Raw genomic sequence first — 19,807 nt, 5'->3', positions numbered from 1 at the left:
CGCTGCAAATTTGCAGCGCCATTTTTGTTTTCGCGTTTTTTAGCGGTTGGTGCGTGACATGTGCACCAGGCGCTCAAACAAGTGCACGTCTTGCTCATTCTTTAGCAAGGCGCCATGCAGCGGAGGGACGATAGCCTTATTGTCCTTGCTGCGCATGGCTTCAGCAGGTATGTCTTCTGCCAGTAAGAGTTTCAGCCAGTCTATGAATTCTGAGGTAGAAGGTTTTTTCTTCAGTCCGGCGACGTCGCGGATTTCATAAAAGGTTTGCAGCGCCTGCGCCAACAAATCGGACTTTAGCTTGGGAAAGTGTACATCCACGATCTTTTGCATCGTTTCCTTATCAGGGAATTTGATGTAATGAAAAAAGCAGCGACGCAAGAAAGCATCGGGTAACTCTTTTTCATTGTTTGAGGTGATGATCACCAGTGGCCTATGCTTGGCGCGTACCATTTCACGGGTTTCATAGACATAGAATTCCATGCGATCAAGTTCTCGCAATAAATCATTGGGAAATTCTATATCGGCTTTATCGATTTCATCAATCAGTAAGACAACGGGCTCATCGGCTGTAAAGGCTTGCCACAATACGCCTTTGATGATGTAGTTATGAATGTCCTTGACGCGTTCGTCGCCCAACTGGGAATCGCGCAGGCGCGACACTGCATCATATTCATACAAGCCTTGCTGCGCCTTGGTGGTAGATTTGATGTGCCATTGCATCAGGGGCATGTTCAGGGCTGCGGCGACTTCTTCAGCCAGCATGGTTTTACCTGTGCCAGGCTCTCCCTTGATCAGTAATGGACGTTGCAAACTCAGGGCGGCATTGACTGCCAATTTTAAATCATCGGTGGCGACATAATTGTCGGCACCATCAAAGCGTAAGGTGGTTGGAGCTTGTGTCATGGATATAAACTCGACATATTGGGTTGCTTGAAGATGTAAGGAGTATAAGCGAGAATTTGCCCTCTTGTGAACGGCTGTTCTTTTTTCTATGCAGGCGGCAAAGAAAGTGCATAATTTTTTTGTTTGTAATTCCAGAAGTGCAGCTTTTTTGCCCTGTTGGCTGGGGCTAGCCCCAGGTTTTTACGCAATTTTGATTGTAATCAGCTAAAATACTGAGCTACATCAAAATACTGTATTTATTGATCTGCCTGCTAATTAATAATCGCTAATATGAAAAAATTGTTTGCACTACTCGCTATGGCGAGTCTCGCTCAGGCTGCTACGGCAGCAGATCCTGTTGGCAATCCTAAAGATGCCGCAGATAAGAAAATTGCCATGTGTATCGGTTGCCATGGCATCCCCGGCTACAAAGCGACTTTCCCTGAGGTGTACCAAGTACCTATGATTGGCGGGCAATCAGAAAAATATATAGAAAAGGCTTTGAAGGCTTATCAAAAAGGTGATCGCAAGCATCCATCGATGCGCGGTATTGCCGGTAGTTTGTCCGATCAGGATATTGCAGATCTGGCAGCATATTACTCTCAACAAAAATAAGAATAGGACAGGATCATGAAGAAAACTCTGTTGATGGCAACTTTGTTGTCTACCTTATCTTTCGCTGCATATGCTGGTGGTGATATTCAGGCAGGTAAGGAAGCTGCAGCAAAATTCAATTGCGCATCTTGCCACGGTGATAATTATACTATTCCGAAAGAGCCAACATATCCAAAGCTTGCTGGTCAGCATGCAGATTATTTAGCGCAAGCCTTGCGTGCTTATCAGCGCGGTGGCGATGCAGCGAATGGTCGCTCAGATCCAACCATGGCTACGCAAGCCAAGGCCTTGTCAAACAAGGATATACAGAACATTGCAGCCTACTTGCATAGCTTGCCTGGTGAGCTAGTACTTAAAAAATAAACTGTATCAGCTATTTGCGGAAAAGCCACGAATTATCGTGGCTTTTTTTATATCTTCTCATAGGGATGTGGGGTGGTTTGGAGTATCTATGTCCGGGTTTAGTTTTTGCTCAATGAGTTGAACTGAGTGAGACGAAAAAAAACCGACCCTGAAGGTCGGTTTTTCTTAAGTAATTAAAAATTACTTGGAAGCAGATGCGGAAGCTGCTGCTGGAGCGGAAGCTGCTGCAGATGCTGCAGGAGCTGCGCCAGATGCTGCTGCTGCGTCAGATGCTGCTGCTGGTGCAGGAGCTGCTGCTGGTGCTTCTGCTGCTGGAGCAGATGCTGGAGCTGGAGCTGCTACGGATGCTGCTGCAGATGCGGAAGCAGAAGCTGCTTCATCTTTTTTGCCGCAAGCGGCCAAAGCGATTGCCAACAGGGAAACGAGCAAGAGTGATTTTTTCATGTTTGTACTTTCAATAAATAGATCAAAAAAGAAGATCAAAACTTTGCGATGAATAATTACCGGTAATTATCGCTCTATAGGTTAATTCGCGAGCTTCTCGCCAAAACGACATTCGGCCCCTACGAAAGTTTCCTAACCCGGAATTATAATGATTTTTCCATTATTGGAATAGGCATAGATGCATTTTTGCACTCAAATCAGTCATTATTTAGAGGCAAGACGCTATATTTAATAGGTATTTCCGGCTTTTTATTGAAAATGACCTGTCCGCCGAAAGAAAATTTCCTTTCATATTTCATTATCATGACGCATTGCAGCATGATTTAGCGTATTTCCAGCCAGCCATCTTCATACCAAAGGCAAAAGGTTTCAAGCGCATCTGCGGAAATTTTCCCCAGGTCCGCGCCGTCCAGTTCTCTTTGATTTGCCAATTTATTCAGGCAAATCTTGTCTTCTTTGCCAACCGCGAATGATTCGCCGTTGACGAAGACATGTTTTCCTTTGTATAACATTAAGGATTTACGTGACAGCTTCAAGCCATTCTTTAGGGCCGTTTGATGGAAGCGTTTGGGCGTCAGCGGTTTTTCCGGTCCGTTGAAAAAGACACTGGGCTTGGGTTCGGTCAAATGTTCGCCCAAAAAGATGAGTACATCATCATCCGTGAATTGAATCTTGGCAATCTCTGCTGCAACCTGCTCCAGCATGTCGTCGCCGATCTCTGCCGGCTTCGCACTGAGTTTCAATTCTGGATCTGCATATCTTCCTGGCAAGTCAATTGAATCCGACATGAAATGCAGGAAGGATTCTCCGAGCTCTTGATACGAGGGAGCGCGGAAACCTATGGAATAGGTCATGCATTCGCCGATGGCCAGGCCATCATGGGCATATTTGGGCGGCAAATAGAGCATGTCACCTGGTTCCAGGATGAATTCCTGTTCAGCCTTGAAGTTGCGCAAGATCTTGAGCGGCATACCATCAATCAGCGTCAAGTCTTTTTGCGCACCTATGCGCCATTTGCGCTGGCCATGTGCCTGCAGCAGGAATACGTCGTAGGAATCAAAATGGGGGCCAACACCACCACCATCTGCTGCAAAGCTGATCATCAGGTCATCAAGGCGGCTGTCAGGTATGAAGCGAAATTGCCTGAGCAAGGCATCGGCCTTGTCATCATGTAAATTAACGCCTTGCACCAGCAAGGTCCAATCTTTCTTTTCCTTGACTGGTATGCTGGCTTGCGGGCCAGACTTCATTTCCCAGTGTTTGTTGAAGAAGCTGATGAGCCTGGATTCAACATCCTCACGGCCAGCCATGTCAAACAAATCATCTTTAGGGATCAGAGGCTGAAAGTCAGGGATGGCCTGGCGTATCAGCAAGGGCTTCTTGTGCCAGTATTCGCTGAGAAATTCTTCTGCTGTAATGCCGCCCAGCAGGGGTAGGGGGGGGGTATTTTTTTTCATGCCCGCATTATAGGCCGAGCTAAAGGACTCGACTAGACGGGTATAATCGCTAGGCAAATAAATTTTTAAGGAATTGCTATGAAGATAGGCAAGAATTCAGTTGTTACTGCAGTCTATACCTTGAAAGACGCACAAGACAATCTGATAGAAGAAGGTCAGGAGCCTATGGTTTACCTGCATGGCGGGTACGACAATGTGTTTCCTAAAATAGAAGAAACACTGGAAGGCAAGGAAAAGGGGTTTAGTACCGTTATCCACCTCAATCCCGAAGATGCCTTTGGTGATTACAATGCCGAGTTGGTGAAAGTGGAGCCACGCGAGCGCTTCCCTTCGCCATTAGAAGTGGGTATGCAATTCGAGGGCATGCCAGAAGAGTCCGACGATGATGCTGATGAAGATAATGCCCATATTTTCACAGTAACAGATATCGCCGACGATAAAGTCGTGTTGGATGGTAATCACCCACTGGCTGGCATAGCATTGCGTTTTAGCCTGACGGTTGAAGATGTACGCGCAGCTTCCGATGAAGAAATCGCGCATGGCCACGTACATGGCGCGCACGGCCATCACCACGACGAAGATGATGAGGACGATGAAGGCATGGGCGACGAATATCGTAGCCATCCTTTGCACTAAGCTTGTATAAAAAATGCCGCTGAATTATCTCAGCGGCATTTTTTTCAGTAGAAGTAGCTTGTTTCGCTCAAGCCTTGTTTGCCAGATTCTTCAATTCATACAGGGCAGCCAGTGCTTCTCTTGGCGTCATGCTATCTGGATCCATGGTGTCAAGGGTATCCATTAATTCAGTATTGACTGGAGCTTGTTCCAGGACTTCTGTTTCTGGTGCGGAAGCTGCTGAAGAGAATAAATCAAACTGTGGCGTCGATTGCAGCGACTGCGCCTCAAGATCGGCCAGATGTTTGCGCGCAGAACGGATAACGGCCTGAGGTATGCCCGCCAGTTGCGCCACCTGCAAACCATAACTTTGCGAAGCCGGGCCAGCCTGAACTGCATGCAGGAAGACGATGTTTTCCTTATGCTCCACTGCCGACAAATGCACGTTTTCTGCCGAAGAATGTACTTCTGGTAATTGCGTCAGTTCAAAATAGTGCGTGGCGAACAAGGTATAACTCTTGGATACCTGTATCAGGTGCTTGGCAATTGCCCAGGCCAGGGCCAAGCCATCGAAGGTCGATGTGCCGCGACCTACTTCATCCATCAATACCAGCGAATGGTCGCTTGCCCCATTTAGGATAGCGGCAGACTCTGTCATTTCCACCATGAAGGTCGAACGCCCACCTGCCAGGTCATCTGCCGCACCTATGCGTGTGAAGATACGGTCTATCGGGCCCATCGTCACTTCAGTGGCAGGTACATAACTGCCTACATAGGCGAGTAAAGTTATCAGAGCAACCTGGCGCATGAAAGTCGATTTACCGCCCATGTTAGGGCCGGTAATCAGTAATAATTTGCGCTCGGCAGAAAAATCGCAATCATTGGCGATAAAACGTTCTATCTGGTTCTCGACCACTGGATGGCGACCTTGCACTATATGCAAGGTCGGCTCTTCCACCAGTTGCGGCGCGCACCAGTTATTTTTGGTTGCATGTTCAGCCAGACTGACCAGGGTGTCGAGTTGCGCAATGGCATTCGCCACTCTTTGCAATACAGGCACTTGCGGCAGCAAGTCTTGCAACAGGCGCTCATACAGCATTTTTTCACGCACCAGGGCACGTTCCTGGGCTGACAATGCCTTGTCTTCAAAGGCCTTCAACTCTGGCGTAATATAGCGCTCAGCATTTTTCAAGGTCTGGCGGCGGCGATAATTGTCCGGGACTTTATCGCTTTGCCCGTTTGTGACTTCAATATAAAAGCCATGCACACGGTTATATTCAACCCGCAGATTGGCTATGCCTGTGCGTTCACGTTCAGATACTTCCAGATCTATCAGGAATTGTCCTGCGTTTTCTGACAAGGCGCGCAGTTCATCGAGTTCGGCATCAAAGCCAGTCGCAATCACGCCACCGTCACGTACCATGGTGGCTGGTTGCAGCATCAAGCCGCCTTCCAGTAAGTCCAGGCACTCTGTTGGTGTGTCCAGATCAGTCAAGACCTTGGTCAACAGGTTGGTTTGATTATCGGCGATGCACAGGCTGACATAATTACGCAAGCCGGGCAGATTTTGCAGGCCATCACGCAACGCAGACAAGTCGCGCGGGCGCGCAGATTGCAGGGCAATACGTGTAGTAATGCGCTCTATGTCAGGAATGGCCTTTAAAGTGGTCGCAAGGCCATCGGTGGAATCAGCCTGTATCAGGGCCTTGATCGCGTCATGACGTGCCCTGGCGACTGCCTGATCGCGGCGTGCATGGTGCAACCAGTGACGCAGCAGGCGTGAGCCCATGGCAGTGCGGCAATGATCAAGCAAAGAAAACAGGGTGGGGGATTCTTGTCCGCGCAAGGTCTCTGTCAATTCCAGATTGCGACGCGTAGCTGTGTCCAGGCCTATGAACTCATGTTCGCTCTCGACATTGAGGGTATTGACGTGCTTGAGGCCGCGACCTTGTGTACTTTCTGCATAGCGCAACAAGGCGCCTGCCGCACCAAGCGCAGCATTCAGGTTTTCTACCCCAAAGCCAGTCAATGAGGCAGTGCCTAGCTGATCCTGCAAAGCTTTTTGCCCTTGCTTGACATCAAAATGCCAGTCAGGTAATTCAGAGAATTTGCCTGGCAGTTGCGCATAATGCTCATCGAGTAAAAGCGTGCCAGCAGACAGTAATACTTCAGCCGGGCTGATGCGTTCCAGTTCTTGTTGCAGGCGTTGCGGCAGAGATTTTTCGTCGGTAGATACTTCCATCAACTTCAATGCGCCACTGGCCAGCGATAGCCAGGCCAAGCCTATGCTGACGGTTTTTCTTTGTTGCAGCATGCATAGCGACAGCAATGGGCGGTCAGATTTCTCTGGCAGCAAATCGGTATCAGTCAATGTGCCCGGCGTGATCACGCGCATGACTTTGCGCTCTACTGGTCCTTTGCTGGTCGCAGGGTCACCTATTTGTTCGCAGATAGCTGCTGATTCACCTATCTTGACCAGCTTGGCCAGATAGGGTTCCAGTGAGTGAAAAGGCACACCTGCCATCTTGATAGGCTCGCCACCAGAGCTACCACGCTGAGTAAGAGTAATGCCCAGTAAGCGCGAAACTTTTTCGGCGTCACCAAAAAACAGTTCATAAAAATCGCCCATGCGATAAAACACCAGGGTCTCAGGATAATCTGCTTTGATGCGCAAATATTGCTGCATCATGGGAGTATGTTGATTTTCTTTTGCGGTCATAACACGTTGATTTTATTCGTTTTATATTCTTTGTTTTGCTCGCTGATGATCTGGTGTTGATATCCAGTCAGCTCAAATTTGGTGCGCACCATATCATAGACGATTGCCTTGGTCTATGGTTGCCGGGCTTTATTGTTGAATCAACACCTTAGGTGTCCGCACAATTGACTGGTGAAAGCTAAATTCGTTCGTGATATTGTTGAAATGGAAAAATCTGATTGTGGCAATAGATTGTGGCAATATCTTCCTCAGTATCGAAAGGGCGTCGGGTTAATGATAAATGAATTTATGTATGGTCAAAGCACTGCACTGATTGTGCTCTTGCTTTTGGTCGGTATGCTCATTGCCACTGAGCTGGCGTACAGAAATGGCCTGCGCAAACAGTCTGATGCGAATGATGCCGCCAAATCACAGATCAATACCTTGCAGGCATCCATGCTGGGTTTATTAGCCTTGCTGTTGAGTTTTGTCTTTTCCCTGGCGCTGCAAAGGTTTGATGAACGTAGTCAGTTTGTCGTTAACGAGGCAAATGCGATAGGCACAACATATTTGCGTACTCAACTTTTGCCACTCAGTATACGTGACCAGGCGCAGGCTATGTTGAAGCAATATGTCGACGTCAGGGTAGAGGAGGGGCAAGTTAATCTGGCCGAAATAGAGAAACGCGAAGCGTTGGTCAAGAAATCCAGCCAGATCAGCGAGCAGTTATGGGCACTCGCGATGAAATCAGTAGAGCTGGATAAAAACGCCGTGACTACTGGTATGTTCATGCAGTCATTAAATGACACTATCGATGCCTTTGGAAAAAGAGAGGCAGGCTTGCAAAGGCATGTGCCTGAAACGGTAGTCTTGCTTTTGCTGATCACTATCATTATGACGGCAGCGACGATAGGTTACGCATCAGGTTTGACTGGGCAGAGGGCTGTGTTTGCCACTCTGGTATTGCAAATATTGATTAGTATGGCAGTGTTTTTGACGATAGACCTGGATCGTCCGCGGCGGGGTTTTATACAGGTAAGTCAAGCGAGCATGGTGAGTTTGCAGCAGTCTATTCATTCAGCGATTAAATGAACACAAACGACAAAGGGCCTGAATGGCCCTTTGTCGTTTTAATCAGATTTCATCCGAATATCAGCCGTTGCCACGACTACCGGACCTGCGCGGAGCAGATTGTTTTACTGCGGGCCTGGGGCCCGCCGGGCGGGGTTTTGCAGCCTGAGGTGCGGCAGTTTTACCTGGCGCGCGGGCTTGCTGTCCACGACCATCGCCAGCAGGGCGTTGTCCGCGCCCCGATGGCTGGCCTCTGCCACCGCCGCCGCCACGATGATCAAAGCTGCGCAATTGTATGGGCTCTGCCTTGGCATGTGGATCGGGAATGAAACCGTCTATAATTTCTTGCGGTATCTGGCGCTTGATGAGTTTTTCTATGTCAGCCAGTAATTTGAATTCATCGACGCACACCAGAGACACTGCTTCGCCGGTTGCACCTGCGCGGCCAGTACGGCCTATACGATGCACATAATCTTCTGGCACATTCGGCAAATCATAATTGACAACGTGAGGTAACTGGTCAATATCAATGCCGCGGGCTGCGATGTCGGTGGCAACCAGCACAGTCAGGCTGGCATCCTTGAATTCAGCCAGGGCCTTAGTACGGGCAGACTGGCTCTTGTTGCCGTGGATGGCCATGGCAGCGATGCCATCTTTACCCAATTGCTCCACCAGTTTGTTGGCACCATGCTTGGTGCGGGTAAATACCAGGACTTGTGACCATTGATGCGTCTTGATCAGGTGCGCCAGCAAAGGGTGCTTTTTGTCGCGATCAACCGGATGCACTTTTTGTGCAATGACTTCGACGGTAGAATTGCGGCGTGCTACTTCTATCATTGCCGGATTGTCCAGCAAGCGGTCAGCCAAGGCCTTGATCTCATCCGAGAAGGTGGCAGAGAACAACAGATTCTGACGTTTGGCTGGCAGGATCGCCAATACTTTTTTGATGTCATGGATGAAACCCATGTCCAGCATGCGGTCAGCTTCATCCAAGACCAGGATTTCAATATGGCGCAGGTCTATCGTGCCTTGCTGATGATGGTCAAGCAGACGGCCAGGCGTTGCTACCAGAATATCGACACCTTGCTTCAATAATTTGATTTGCGGATTGATGCCGACACCACCAAAAATCACGCCAGAATTCAGTGGTACGTATTTTCCGTAAGTGTTGACGCTTTCTTCTACCTGAGCTGCCAGTTCGCGCGTAGGTGTCAATACCAGGGCGCGGATAGGGCGTCTGCTGGTTTTGTCTTTTGGAGCATTGACTGAGGTGGACAGGCGCTGCAAGATGGGCAGGGTAAAGCCCGCGGTTTTGCCTGTGCCGGTTTGTGCGCCAGCCAGCAAGTCGCCGCCTTTGATGACAGCAGGAATCGCTTGCTGCTGTATCGGGGTTGGAGAGGTATAGCCTTGTTCGCTGACTGCGCGGACAATGTTCTCGGATAAGCCGAGTTCGTTGAATGATGCCATGTGGTTTTACTGTGTTTCTTTATGATCAGGCCGATTTACGTCAGCCTGAAGAGGGGGCGCTCCGGTCAAATAACCGAAGCGTGAGAATTTACTTTTTAGCGGAAAACGGTTGCAATGCATTGACCATCTGGGCGAATACTTTTGGTGTGCCCGCCAGGACATCACCTTTATGCAGATAATCGGAGTCACCAGAGAAGTTGCCGACAATGCCGCCAGCTTCGGTGATGACGAGTGAGCCAGCAGCGATATCCCAAGGGGCCAGGCCTTTTTCAAAGAAGCCATCCAAACGGCCAGTTGCGACATAGGCCAGGTCCAGTGCCGCAGAGCCTGGTCTTCTCAGTCCCTGACACTTGCTGGTCATGACCTTGAACATGGCCAGATATTCGTCCAGACCGGACAGATCGCGCGAAGGAAAGCCTGTACCTATCAGTGCATCAGCCAGTTTGTCGCAACGGGTAACGCGTATGCGCTTATCGTTCAGGAAAGCACCGCCACCTTTGCTTGCAGTGAACATTTCATTGCGGGTAGGGTCATAGATGACAGCTTGTGTAATTACGCCACGCTGCTGCAAGGCGATGGAAACGCAATACTGTGGGAAGCCGTGGATGAAGTTGGTCGTACCATCCAGAGGATCAATGATCCAGACATTATCATTTTCATCATGCAAATTAGCGGATGCACCCGATTCTTCAGCCAGGATGGCATGGTCAGGGTAGGCAGAAGTCAATACTTCTATGATGGCAGCTTCAGCAGCGTGGTCGACTTCGGTCACAAAATCATTGAATTGTTTTTCTGTGACTTGGACACGGTCAAGGTCAAAAGATGCGCGATTGATAATAGTCGCGCCACGACGAGCGGCTTTTACTGCCGTATTCAGCATTGGGTGCATAAGGTTTCCGATAAAATGACAGCATGCAAACGACTATCCCCAAAAAGGACGCCGTTACTATGCTAGACAAAAATGATAAAGAGCGTGCGTAATTGACATTCATCTGTCATCCGTCTGGCAAATTAGACGCACAACCGAATAAAAATTAACGCGTGATACCGCTATTTTAAATGAACTTGCCCAAAACCGACACATCTCTTTTTCAGCGCTTGCGCTTTATCCTGGTTGAAACCAGCCATCCTGGCAATATAGGTTCGGCGGCCAGAGCGATTAAAACCATGGGCTTTAGTGAATTAATCCTGGTGAAGCCACGTTTTGCTGACGCTTTGCAGCACCCGGAAGCGATAGCACTTGCCAGTGGTGCGCAAGACGTGCTCGACAATGCCCGTATCGTGGATCATATTGATGAGGCATTGCAGGGTTGTGAATATGTGGCTGCCGTCAGTGCGAGGTTGCGTGAGTTTTCTCCACCAATTCTCAGTCCCAGAGTATTTGCTGAAACAATGGCACAAAGCCAGCATGCCAACATAGGACTGATTTTTGGTAATGAGCGTTTCGGTCTGCCGAATGAGATAGTCATGAATTGCCACGCTTTGATCAATATCCCTGCCAATCCTGCTTATTCTTCATTGAACCTGGCTCAGGCGATACAATTACTTTCTTATGAAAGCCGCATGGCCGAGGACTCTGGTCTGTCGATTGCTGGAAATATTGGTTTCCAGGGGCAATTGGCGGCTGTAGATGAAATAGATGGCATGTATAAACATCTGGAGGAAGCTCTGGTCGCGATTGAATTCTTGAACCCAGATAACCCCAGGAAACTAATGCCTCGTTTAAAACGTATGTTGTCTCGCACGCAACTGGAAATAGAGGAGGTAAATATTTTGAGAGGCATAGCAAGAAAAATACTTGACGCTAGCAAGAAGTGACAACATCTGACTGTTAGTGTGGGCAATAGGAAAGTTGCTTCCTGTGTCTTTTTAGCAAATTGAAATAAACAGTAATTGCAAAAAGCGATATAGTCTTTTTCGGTAGTTTTCCTTCAAATTGAAGGGGTAAATAAAACATAATCCATTTGTACCGAATGAAGCGGCTATTTGCAATTGTTGTTACAATTGATAAATATGTTGAAATCGACAAACATTCTAACCATTGTTTGCGTTTTACATTTGGTAACGTCTTCAAGGATTGTTATAAAGCCAGTAAGATTGCAGTTAATATACATTCAGGAATAGCAATTGATTTTCTGAAATAACGCATTTTCTTTCTGAGGTCATTATCATATTTGTTCCATTCCGCCGATCTACGCTATATCTGCTTTGCCTTGGTGCACTTGCATCCGGCACAACAGGGAAGGTTCATGCTCTGGGCTTTAGTAATTTGACTGTTCAGTCTGGTTTGGGGCAGCAATTACGTGCGCAACTGGAATTGACTGGTAATGATGCAGCAGAGATAGAGCAATCTTGTTTCAAGGCCAAGGTGGAAAGCCCGGATGGTAATCCCCTGGCGCAAATCAATGTCAATCTCATACAAAAGGGAAGTGCACGCTATCTGACGCTGGTTACCAAGAAAGACCTTCTGGAGCCAGCAGTGAAGATCATGGTGGACATGGGGTGTGAAATTCAGCTTCATCGCGAATTTCTGATCTTGCTTGATCCGCCTTTCTCTAACTCTGTATCGCCAGCGATGCTCGCCAGTGCACCCAAAACCGGTGCAGGCGATAGACCAAATCCGGCAGTTGAGCAGCCAACTGCGTCAGCAGGGCCTGTCGTGCAAAAAAGCAGTCGCAGGAAAGAGAAACCTAATCCGGTTACTTCGGAGATTGTTGCCACTCCTGCTGAGACAGCAATATCAAAAAAAAAGCCGTCCAGGCCAACAGATCTTAGAACCAATCCAGACAAGCTGGCCGTGGTGCCAAAAGACACACTAAAGCTTTCCGATGACTTGCCGGTTTTGCCGCAAGGCTTACGTCTCAGTGAACAGTTGTCTGTCAGAGCCCCACAGTCCAATATCGAAGAATTGCGTGCTGCGCAGGCGCAGCTTGCGGCTATGTTGCGTGATGAAAAACCGAATCAAATCTCATCGGAAAAATTGCAAAGCGAGCAGCAAAAAATCCTTAGTCTGCAGCAAGAGGCGCAGCAACTCAAGCGACAAAGTCAGCTTGATAAGGCTGCGCTGGAAGAGGCTAAAGAAGGCAGTTTTTCGCGCAATTGGGTCATGGGCTTGAGCGTTTTTATTTTTTCCGGATTAGTCATTATTGGTTTGCTTTTGTATTATGTCAGTCGTATGCGTAAAAAAATGCAGTCGACCTGGTGGCAGCAAAAAGAACCTGCTTCCGAATCTGAATCTAAAAAGAATATAGAAGAAATCGTCAATAGCATACAAGCTTCATATGGGCCGACAACAACCAGCGCCTTGTATCAGGTTCACGATGATGAGGAAGAGCACGTTGGCGTTAGTCGTCCGGTGGTCGCCTTGTCCAAAAAAACTACAGCAGATACCAATCTTGGTAAGTTGGATGCACCTTCCGCATTCAACAAGGCCTATGTACCTACGCTGGAAGACAGTAATAGCAGTACCTTTAATTTCTTCTCTACCAAAGGTCAGTCCGTCAATGTAGAGGAAATATCGGATGTGACACAAGAGGCAGAATTCTGGATTTCTGTGAACGACCCGCAAAGAGCGATAGAAATTCTGGAACCTCAGGCCAATGCAGAGCAACCTGAATCGCCAGTACCATGGCTGTACTTGCTCGACTTGTACCGTGTTACAGCTAACAAAGAAAAATACGATGCATTGCGAGACAGGTTTATCGTATTCTTCAATGCCAATATTCCTGAGTTTGAAGTTGATCCGGCGACATTACCTAGTAGACAATTGGAAGACTTTGAACATTTGATGAATCGCATATGTCGTATGTGGAGTACTAACGATATTTTGCCTTTCCTCGAAAGTTTGTTGGTTGATGACAGGGATGGGAAGCGCATGGGCTTTGAGTTGCCAGTGTATCGCGACATATTGTTATTGATTTCAGTGGCAAATGAACTGGAAAAATCGCATGCTTTTGGTGGAGAGAAAAAGCGTGCCTGGGCCAATGTCCCAGGTTTGCCTCCAGACGAGGATGAAATTTCTACAAAAGAGGTTGAGGGAGATTCGAATTTGATTAATTTCGAGACTATAGATTTCCCCAGAGGAAAATGATTTCATTGGTGATTGTGCTTGCCTTTGCAAGCCGAGTAATTCGAAACTATGCTTTTAAAAAATAAAATGGGGACATATGATCAAGCTTTGCGGTTTTGCTGTCAGTAATTACTACAATAAAGTGAAATTGGCTCTTTTGGAAAAGGCCATACCCTTTGAAGAACAACTGGTCTGGACGGGGAAGTCTGCTGAATTGCTAGCTCATTCTCCTTTAGGCAAGATACCTTATATAGAAACTGAACATGGTTCACTTTGTGAGTCACAGGTCATAGTCGAGTATCTGGAACAGCGTTTTCCTGATAACCCCCTGATGCCATCAGACCCATTTGCAGAGGCCAAATTACGGGAATTGATCACGTTTATTGAATTGCATATGGAATTGCCTGCGCGGGAATTGTATGCGGAAGCTTTTTTTGGTGGCAAAGTGTCTGATGAAGTGAAGACCAGAGTGGAAAAACTTCTGACTCGAAATATTCCAGCATTTGCAACTTTGGCCAAATTTGATCCCTTTATAGGTGGCACGCAATTCACCCTGGCAGATTGCGCTGCCGTTGTACATTTCCCACTTGTGTCGATGGCGACCAAGATTATTTATGGCCGTGATTTTTTGGCAGATTTGCCCACGCGCGAATATGTGAAGCAAATTTCTGAAAGACCAAGCATGCAAAAGGTCAACGCCGATCGCAAGGCGAATCAGGAGTTGATGGCAAACCGCGGAAAATAAGAATGTGGCTGACGCTGATGGCAAATGCCAGGCGTCAGCCAATTGCGCTAGTATGTATTTATACAGCTCTACGCATTTTTTGCACCGTATAGGTTTTGGCTTGTGCCGGTGGTTCCACCAGTTTGACTATCGCAAAGGTGCAATTATCACCGCGACCACTGGCCCTGTCCCTGGCTTTTCTGATTAAAAACTCTGATGCCTGGCGTGGGCTATTGGCAGCAACTGCGGCAGACAATTCGGCATCTTCAAAATAATGCCACAGGCCATCGGAACATAACAAAAAGCTGTCATGTGCTTTAAGTGCGCTATGTTCTCCAAAGGTAATATAGGGTGCAGTTGTGCTCGAACCCAGGACATTGACCAGGATATTCGAAAGTCTGTGGGTTTTAGCCTCTTCTGCCGATATCTTGCCTTCGTCTACCAATTTCTCCACATAAGAATGGTCTTTGGTTTTTTCTCCGTAATTGGGGCCATCAAAGCGATACAGGCGCGAATCGCCCACATGTGCCCAGATAGCTTCTTGCTTTGGGGTAATAACTAAGGCCACAAAAGTACTGTGTGGTTCTTTTTCTGATGAGACACCAGACAATTTAATGACGGTGTGTGCTTCGTTGACGATATTTTCTAAAAGATTACGAACATCATTTCCGGGATAAAATTCATCAAATAATTGTTTTGCTGTCCGCACGACTTGCTCTGCGGCAAGTGCGCCGCCACTTTTCCCACCCATGCCATCTGCCACGATGGCCATGACATAGCCTGGCGCATGTGGTGCCGCAAAAAGTGCTGTGCGGTCTTGTTGTTCCTGCCTGTCGCCGATATGTTGTCCGGTTCCAGCTTCGATCTTATATTGGCTCATACGTCTTGGTAGATTAAACTAACGGGATAAACCCAAAAATGGTCTTTCCTTAATTAAACTTTATTTTACTGCAACCAGAAGACTATGAGCCACCCGGAACAAATACAACAACGCATAATTGAACTCGAGGTTGAACATAGAGACCTGGATGTGGTAATCGAGACCCTGATTAAGGATCCTTGCCACGATGAACTACAACTGCGTCGCCTCAAAAAGCGAAAATTACAGTTAAAAGATCATATTACTTTATTAAAAATGCAACTGACACCTGATGTCCCTGCATGATTATCCACTTTTCCTTAGCTTTATAGTTAGTTTCTGATTGCCTCATTTTGACTGAACCACTCGCCACGCCGAATGCAATTGGCATTCATGATGCAGAAGTAGAACATATTTTTGGCTTGACCGGACCTTTAAGTGCATCGATAAAAGGTTATCGTCCGCGTCAGGCGCAGACAGAAATGGCAAAAGCCATTGCCGATGCCATCGCCGGACAAAAAACCTTGTTGGCTGAAGCTGGTACGGGTACGGGCAAGACTTATGCCTATCTTACTCCTGCATTACTGTGGGGGGGGAAGGTCATCGTCTCTACTGGAACCAAAAACCTGCAAGATCAATTATTTTTGCGCGATATCCCCACCATACGCAAAGTATTGAAAGCGCCTGTGTCAGTTGCCTTGCTGAAGGGGAGGGCCAATTACCTTTGCCACTATCACCTGGAAAGAACCATACAAAATGGCAGGCTCAGTTCACGTGAGGACGTGGGGTATTTACGTGATATAGGGCGTTTCATTAAAACCACAATGACTGGTGACAAGGCAGAATTGGCGCGCGTACCAGAAAACGCCTCGGTCTGGAGTCTGGTGACATCGACCAAAGATACTTGTATGGGGTCGGAATGCCAGTACTACCAGGATTGCTTTGTCATGAAGGCACGCAAGGAAGCGCAGCAAGCAGATGTAGTGGTGGTCAATCACCATTTATTTTTCGCTGATGTCGCCTTGAAAGACACCGGCATTGCCGAACTGTTGCCCTCGGCGAATACCGTCATCTTCGATGAAGCGCATCAATTGCCAGAAACAGCCACCCTGTTTTTTGGTGAGACGGTTTCAACCTCGCAAGTGCTGGAGCTGTGCCGAGATGTGCTGGCCGAAGGTTTGTCACATGCTCGCGATGGCGCAGAGTGGGCCAAACTGGTAGCACCTGTAGAGCGGGCAGCGCGCGATTTGCGCCTGGCTTTCCCGCAAGACATTGTCCGTTATTCCATCGATCAGATCGCAACTTCCAGCCCCTTCTTTGAAGCGCTGGAAACTTTGAAATCCAGCATGGATGGCATGATCGCTGTGCTGGAAAAGCAGGCCGAGCGTGCAGAAACCCTGGAGCAATGCCGCGCGCGGTCAATATTACTGGCGGAGCAATATGAGAAATGGAATGCTACCGATGATGGCAAGTCCGGTGACTATGTTCTGTGGGTAGAAGCTTTTTCCACCTCCTTGCAATTGCACCGAACTCCTTTGTCGATAGCCCCTATTTTCAACAAACAGCGTGAAGGTGTCCCGCGTACCTGGATATTCACCTCCGCTACCATGGCGGTGAAGAATGATTTCAGCCATTATGTGTCACAAATGGGCCTGTGGGATCAACCAGCACGCACCTGGCCCAGCCCCTTCAATTACCAGGAGCAAGGTTACTTATACGTCCCCAATGGCATGCCACAGCCAAATTCATATGAATACATGGACGCGGTTATTGATGCTGCCTTGCCTGTTATTGAGGCGGCGGGCGGCAAGACTTTCCTGCTGTGTACGACCTTGAAAGCTGTCAAGCACAGTGCCGAGCGTTTGCGCGATGAATTCCAAAAGCGCGGCCTGGATTTCCCTTTGTTTATTCACGGGGATGCAGGCAGAACAGAGTTGCTTGACAGGTTCCGTGCTGCCGGCAATGGCGTCCTCATTGGTAGTCAAAGTTTTTGGGAGGGCGTGGATGTGCGTGGCGATGCGCTGTCTCTCGTGATTATCGATAAGCTGCCCTTCGCACCACCGGATGACCCGGTATTGTCTGCCCGTATAGCAGCGATGGAGAAAAAAGGTTTGAATGGCTTTGTCCATCATCAATTGCCCGAGGCGATTATCAACCTCAAACAGGGTGCGGGTCGTCTGATTCGCGATGAAGGTGACAAAGGGGTCTTGATGATTTGCGATCCCAGGCTGATCTCGAAACCTTATGGCAAGCGTATCTGGCAAAGTTTACCAAGCTTTTCTCGCACGCGGGAACTGGCAGATGTGCAGGCTTTTTTTAAGAAAATAAAAAATCCAGCTTAGTGGTTTGTTGGTAGCACCCTGTATTTGCCAATAAAAAAGGCAGCACTATTTTCAGTGCTGCCTTTTTACTTGCACTGCCCAAATAGGGCAGTAGTAGAATTACCAGATGCTTACACGTTCTGTCGGTGTCAAATACATCTTGTCACCTTCTTTGAGTTTGTAAGCGTCATAAAAGCCCGCCATATTGCGCAGAGTGCCATTGGCACGGATTTCTGCAGGTGAATGTGGATCTGTCTTTAATTGAACAATAGTTGAAGCTTCACGCATTTTGCCGCGCCATACCTGGGCAAAACCCATGAAGAAACGCTGGTCGCCCGTCAAACCGCCAATCACAGGCGCAGGCTTGCCACCCAAGGACAATTTATAAGCTTTGTACGCAATTGCCAGGCCTGAGTTATCGGCAATGTTTTCACCCAGTGTCAATTCACCATTGACGTTGTAGCCAGGAATAGGGCTGAATGCACTATATTGTTTGACCAATACAGCTGTTTTGGCAGCGAATTTGGCGTGATCTTCTTTGGTCCACCAGTCACGCAAATTACCCAAGCCATCATATTGTGCACCTTGGTCGTCGAAACCATGGCTGATTTCATGGCCGATCACCGCACCAATGCCACCATAGTTGACTGCATCATCAGCCTTGGCATTGAAGAATGGTGGCTGCAAGATCGCTGCCGGGAAAACAATCTCGTTCAATTCTGGATTGTAGTAAGCGTTGACGGTTTGCGGTGTCATGCCCCATTCATCGCGGTCTACTGGCTTGCCCAATTTGTCGAGTTCAAACTGTGCAGCATAGATGCGGGAATTGCGCAAATTGGCAATGGCATCACCTTTGGCAATCGTCAGGCCAGAATAATCGCGCCATTTATTCGGGTAGCCAATCTTGGGCATGAAGGTTGACAGTTTGGCCTGGGCTTCTTTCTTGGTTTCTGGACTCATCCAGTCCAGGGTATCTATGCTTTGCTTGTAGGCCAGCAGTAAATTACCTACCAGTTTTTCCATCTTGGCCTTGCTCTCAGCCGGGAAATGCTTGGCTACATACATTTTGCCCAGGCTTTCACCAAGTGCAGAGTCAGCCAGGCGTACGCCGCGTTTCCAGCGTGGTTCCTGGACAGGAATACCACGTAAAGTGGTGGAGTTAAAGGCAAAACTCTCGTCGCTGAACTGGGTCGGCAATTGACCTGCAGCAGAGCGCAGGATATGCCATTTGAAATAAGTCTTCAGATTGTCTAACGATGTTTCTTGCAAGATTTTGTTCAAGCCTGTCAGGTAACTAGGCTGGCTGACGATGACATAATCAATCTTGCCCTTGACACCCAGATCGCTCAGGTAGGCGTTCCAGTCATAGCCTGGTGTCAATGCATCCAGTTTGCTGACTTCAATTTTGTTATAGGCCTTGACCGGGTCACGCAACTCAACCTTGGTCCATTGCGCTTTGGCGAGCTCTGTTTCCAGGGCCAGGATGTCTGCTGCATGTTTAGCTGCATCCTTGTCGCCCGCCAAGCTCAGCATTTTTTCTACGTGTGCCTGGTATTTAGTACGGAATTCTTTTAATTTTGCGTCATCACTATTGAGGTAATAATCGCGATCAGGCAAGCCGAGGCCGGATTGACCAAGATCCAGAACGTATTTGGTGGAATCCTTATTATCCTGGTGGATCTGGAATTCATAAGGTGCACCTATGCTGGCGCGGTTCAACCATGCGATCAAGCCCGGGATTTGTTTTTTGTCAGACAAGCTATCCACTTTGGCAAATTCATTTTGCAAAGGTTTTAAACCAAGTGAGTCTATATGGGCAGTATCCATATAGCTGGCATACATATCCGCAATTTTTTGCGCATCTGTACCAGGCTTGTTTTTCGCTTTGGCCAAGCCTTCAATAATGCCATGCAGGCGCGGGACAACTGCTTCGCGCAAATCCATGAAGGCACCGGCTGACGATCTGTCAGAAGGGATTTCTGTATTTTTTAACCAGCTACCATTCACATGGCGAAAAAAATCGTCCTGAGCGCGGACTGCGCCATCATTATGTTTGGACTCTATACCGGACAACAAAACGGATGTTGCAGATACTGTTTTCGCTGGTTCTGCGGCTGTCGCAAGTTGACTGCCAACTGTACCGGCAATCATCAGCGCTATGGCGCTAAGTACGTGTGCTTTCACTTGGGGGGTCTCCTGAGAGTGAAGGTTGGGTTAAAAAT

17 protein-coding genes are annotated in these 19,807 nt (G+C 48.0%); 9 read left to right on the top strand and 8 right to left on the bottom strand.

Going from position 1 to position 19,807, the window contains the following annotated elements; all coding sequences use genetic code 11:
- Positions 1-39 precede the first annotated feature (39 nt).
- Entirely contained in the window at positions 40-903 is an 864-nt protein-coding gene (locus tag ACO0LC_RS05005; RefSeq protein WP_423001234.1) for an AAA family ATPase, read from the bottom strand.
- A gap of 270 nt (positions 904-1,173) precedes the next feature.
- Between ACO0LC_RS05005 and ACO0LC_RS05000 the strand changes: the two genes are divergently transcribed.
- Together ACO0LC_RS05000 and ACO0LC_RS04995 are read left to right on the top strand one after the other, a co-directional pair.
- Positions 1,174-1,497, top strand: coding sequence for a c-type cytochrome (locus ACO0LC_RS05000; RefSeq protein ID WP_423001232.1), 324 nt, complete (start codon positions 1,174-1,176; stop codon positions 1,495-1,497).
- A 15-nt stretch (positions 1,498-1,512) separates the two neighbouring features.
- Complete coding sequence (locus ACO0LC_RS04995; protein ID WP_423001230.1) at positions 1,513-1,860, top strand: c-type cytochrome; 348 nt, start codon at positions 1,513-1,515, stop codon at positions 1,858-1,860.
- Positions 1,861-2,040: 180 nt separating this feature from the next.
- On the opposite strand, the gene ACO0LC_RS04990 is transcribed toward ACO0LC_RS04995, so the two are convergent.
- Positions 2,041-2,304, bottom strand: coding sequence for a hypothetical protein (locus ACO0LC_RS04990; RefSeq protein ID WP_423001228.1), 264 nt, complete (start codon positions 2,302-2,304; stop codon positions 2,041-2,043).
- 323 nt (positions 2,305-2,627) lie between these two features.
- Entirely contained in the window at positions 2,628-3,761 is a 1,134-nt protein-coding gene (locus ACO0LC_RS04985) for a JmjC domain-containing protein (RefSeq protein ID WP_423001226.1), read from the bottom strand.
- A 78-nt stretch (positions 3,762-3,839) separates the two neighbouring features.
- Between ACO0LC_RS04985 and ACO0LC_RS04980 the strand changes: the two genes are divergently transcribed.
- Complete coding sequence (locus tag ACO0LC_RS04980; protein ID WP_423001223.1) at positions 3,840-4,397, top strand: FKBP-type peptidyl-prolyl cis-trans isomerase; 558 nt, start codon at positions 3,840-3,842, stop codon at positions 4,395-4,397.
- Between the two features lie 67 nt (positions 4,398-4,464).
- Here ACO0LC_RS04980 and mutS read toward each other — a convergent pair whose 3' ends face one another.
- The gene (gene mutS / locus ACO0LC_RS04975) at positions 4,465-7,095 is read right to left on the bottom strand and encodes a DNA mismatch repair protein MutS (RefSeq protein WP_423001221.1); all 2,631 of its coding nucleotides are present in this window, start codon (positions 7,093-7,095) and stop codon (positions 4,465-4,467) included.
- Between the two features lie 273 nt (positions 7,096-7,368).
- Here mutS and ACO0LC_RS04970 point away from each other — a divergent pair, with 273 nt between their 5' ends.
- Complete coding sequence (locus tag ACO0LC_RS04970; protein ID WP_423001219.1) at positions 7,369-8,166, top strand: hypothetical protein; 798 nt, start codon at positions 7,369-7,371, stop codon at positions 8,164-8,166.
- Between the two features lie 60 nt (positions 8,167-8,226).
- Here ACO0LC_RS04970 and ACO0LC_RS04965 read toward each other — a convergent pair whose 3' ends face one another.
- Positions 8,227-9,612, bottom strand: a complete 1,386-nt coding sequence (locus tag ACO0LC_RS04965) for a DEAD/DEAH box helicase (protein ID WP_423001217.1) — start codon at positions 9,610-9,612, stop codon at positions 8,227-8,229.
- Between the two features lie 88 nt (positions 9,613-9,700).
- Positions 9,701-10,492, bottom strand: coding sequence for an inositol monophosphatase family protein (locus ACO0LC_RS04960; protein ID WP_423001789.1), 792 nt, complete (start codon positions 10,490-10,492; stop codon positions 9,701-9,703).
- A 179-nt stretch (positions 10,493-10,671) separates the two neighbouring features.
- Between ACO0LC_RS04960 and ACO0LC_RS04955 the strand changes: the two genes are divergently transcribed.
- From ACO0LC_RS04955 to ACO0LC_RS04945, 3 genes are all read left to right on the top strand, one after another.
- A complete protein-coding gene (locus tag ACO0LC_RS04955; RefSeq protein WP_423001215.1) occupies positions 10,672-11,430 on the top strand; it encodes an RNA methyltransferase in 759 nt (252 codons plus the stop codon).
- Positions 11,431-11,881: 451 nt separating this feature from the next.
- Positions 11,882-13,702: a type IV pilus assembly protein FimV gene (locus tag ACO0LC_RS04950; RefSeq protein WP_423001213.1), complete on the top strand. Its 1,821-nt coding sequence runs from the start codon at positions 11,882-11,884 to the stop codon at positions 13,700-13,702.
- A 76-nt stretch (positions 13,703-13,778) separates the two neighbouring features.
- Positions 13,779-14,426: a glutathione S-transferase gene (locus tag ACO0LC_RS04945; protein ID WP_423001211.1), complete on the top strand. Its 648-nt coding sequence runs from the start codon at positions 13,779-13,781 to the stop codon at positions 14,424-14,426.
- Positions 14,427-14,484: 58 nt separating this feature from the next.
- Here the strand turns inward: ACO0LC_RS04945 and ACO0LC_RS04940 are convergent, their stop codons facing one another.
- Positions 14,485-15,285, bottom strand: coding sequence for a PP2C family protein-serine/threonine phosphatase (locus ACO0LC_RS04940; RefSeq protein WP_423001209.1), 801 nt, complete (start codon positions 15,283-15,285; stop codon positions 14,485-14,487).
- An 84-nt stretch (positions 15,286-15,369) separates the two neighbouring features.
- On the opposite strand from ACO0LC_RS04940, the gene ACO0LC_RS04935 reads away from it, so the two are divergent.
- Together ACO0LC_RS04935 and ACO0LC_RS04930 are read left to right on the top strand one after the other, a co-directional pair.
- The gene (locus ACO0LC_RS04935; protein WP_423001207.1) at positions 15,370-15,570 is read left to right on the top strand and encodes a YdcH family protein; all 201 of its coding nucleotides are present in this window, start codon (positions 15,370-15,372) and stop codon (positions 15,568-15,570) included.
- A 44-nt stretch (positions 15,571-15,614) separates the two neighbouring features.
- Positions 15,615-17,606, top strand: coding sequence for an ATP-dependent DNA helicase (locus ACO0LC_RS04930; protein ID WP_423001787.1), 1,992 nt, complete (start codon positions 15,615-15,617; stop codon positions 17,604-17,606).
- 99 nt (positions 17,607-17,705) lie between these two features.
- On the opposite strand, the gene ACO0LC_RS04925 is transcribed toward ACO0LC_RS04930, so the two are convergent.
- A complete protein-coding gene (locus tag ACO0LC_RS04925) occupies positions 17,706-19,769 on the bottom strand; it encodes a M13 family metallopeptidase (RefSeq protein WP_423001205.1) in 2,064 nt (687 codons plus the stop codon).
- Positions 19,770-19,807: the final 38 nt, after the last annotated feature.

Source organism: Undibacterium sp. JH2W (assembly GCF_049340425.1).
Lineage (GTDB): Bacteria > Pseudomonadota > Gammaproteobacteria > Burkholderiales > Burkholderiaceae_D > Undibacterium.
Note: the sequence above shows the minus strand (reverse complement) of the source record. Positions and strands in the feature narration are given on the sequence as shown.

Excerpts from the sequence above, each read along its gene's own strand:
- ACO0LC_RS05005 (WP_423001234.1), bottom strand. The coding sequence starts at position 903 with ATGACACAAGCTCCAACCACCTTACGCTTTGATGGTGCCGACAATTAT.
- ACO0LC_RS05000 (WP_423001232.1), top strand. The coding sequence starts at position 1,174 with ATGAAAAAATTGTTTGCACTACTCGCTATGGCGAGTCTCGCTCAGGCT.
- ACO0LC_RS04995 (WP_423001230.1), top strand. The coding sequence starts at position 1,513 with ATGAAGAAAACTCTGTTGATGGCAACTTTGTTGTCTACCTTATCTTTC.
- ACO0LC_RS04990 (WP_423001228.1), bottom strand. The coding sequence starts at position 2,304 with ATGAAAAAATCACTCTTGCTCGTTTCCCTGTTGGCAATCGCTTTGGCC.
- ACO0LC_RS04985 (WP_423001226.1), bottom strand. The coding sequence starts at position 3,761 with ATGAAAAAAAATACCCCCCCCCTACCCCTGCTGGGCGGCATTACAGCA.
- ACO0LC_RS04980 (WP_423001223.1), top strand. The coding sequence starts at position 3,840 with ATGAAGATAGGCAAGAATTCAGTTGTTACTGCAGTCTATACCTTGAAA.
- mutS (WP_423001221.1), bottom strand. The coding sequence starts at position 7,095 with ATGACCGCAAAAGAAAATCAACATACTCCCATGATGCAGCAATATTTG.
- ACO0LC_RS04970 (WP_423001219.1), top strand. The coding sequence starts at position 7,369 with ATGATAAATGAATTTATGTATGGTCAAAGCACTGCACTGATTGTGCTC.
- ACO0LC_RS04965 (WP_423001217.1), bottom strand. The coding sequence starts at position 9,612 with ATGGCATCATTCAACGAACTCGGCTTATCCGAGAACATTGTCCGCGCA.
- ACO0LC_RS04960 (WP_423001789.1), bottom strand. The coding sequence starts at position 10,492 with ATGCTGAATACGGCAGTAAAAGCCGCTCGTCGTGGCGCGACTATTATC.
- ACO0LC_RS04955 (WP_423001215.1), top strand. The coding sequence starts at position 10,672 with ATGAACTTGCCCAAAACCGACACATCTCTTTTTCAGCGCTTGCGCTTT.
- ACO0LC_RS04945 (WP_423001211.1), top strand. The coding sequence starts at position 13,779 with ATGATCAAGCTTTGCGGTTTTGCTGTCAGTAATTACTACAATAAAGTG.
- ACO0LC_RS04940 (WP_423001209.1), bottom strand. The coding sequence starts at position 15,285 with ATGAGCCAATATAAGATCGAAGCTGGAACCGGACAACATATCGGCGAC.
- ACO0LC_RS04935 (WP_423001207.1), top strand. The coding sequence starts at position 15,370 with ATGAGCCACCCGGAACAAATACAACAACGCATAATTGAACTCGAGGTT.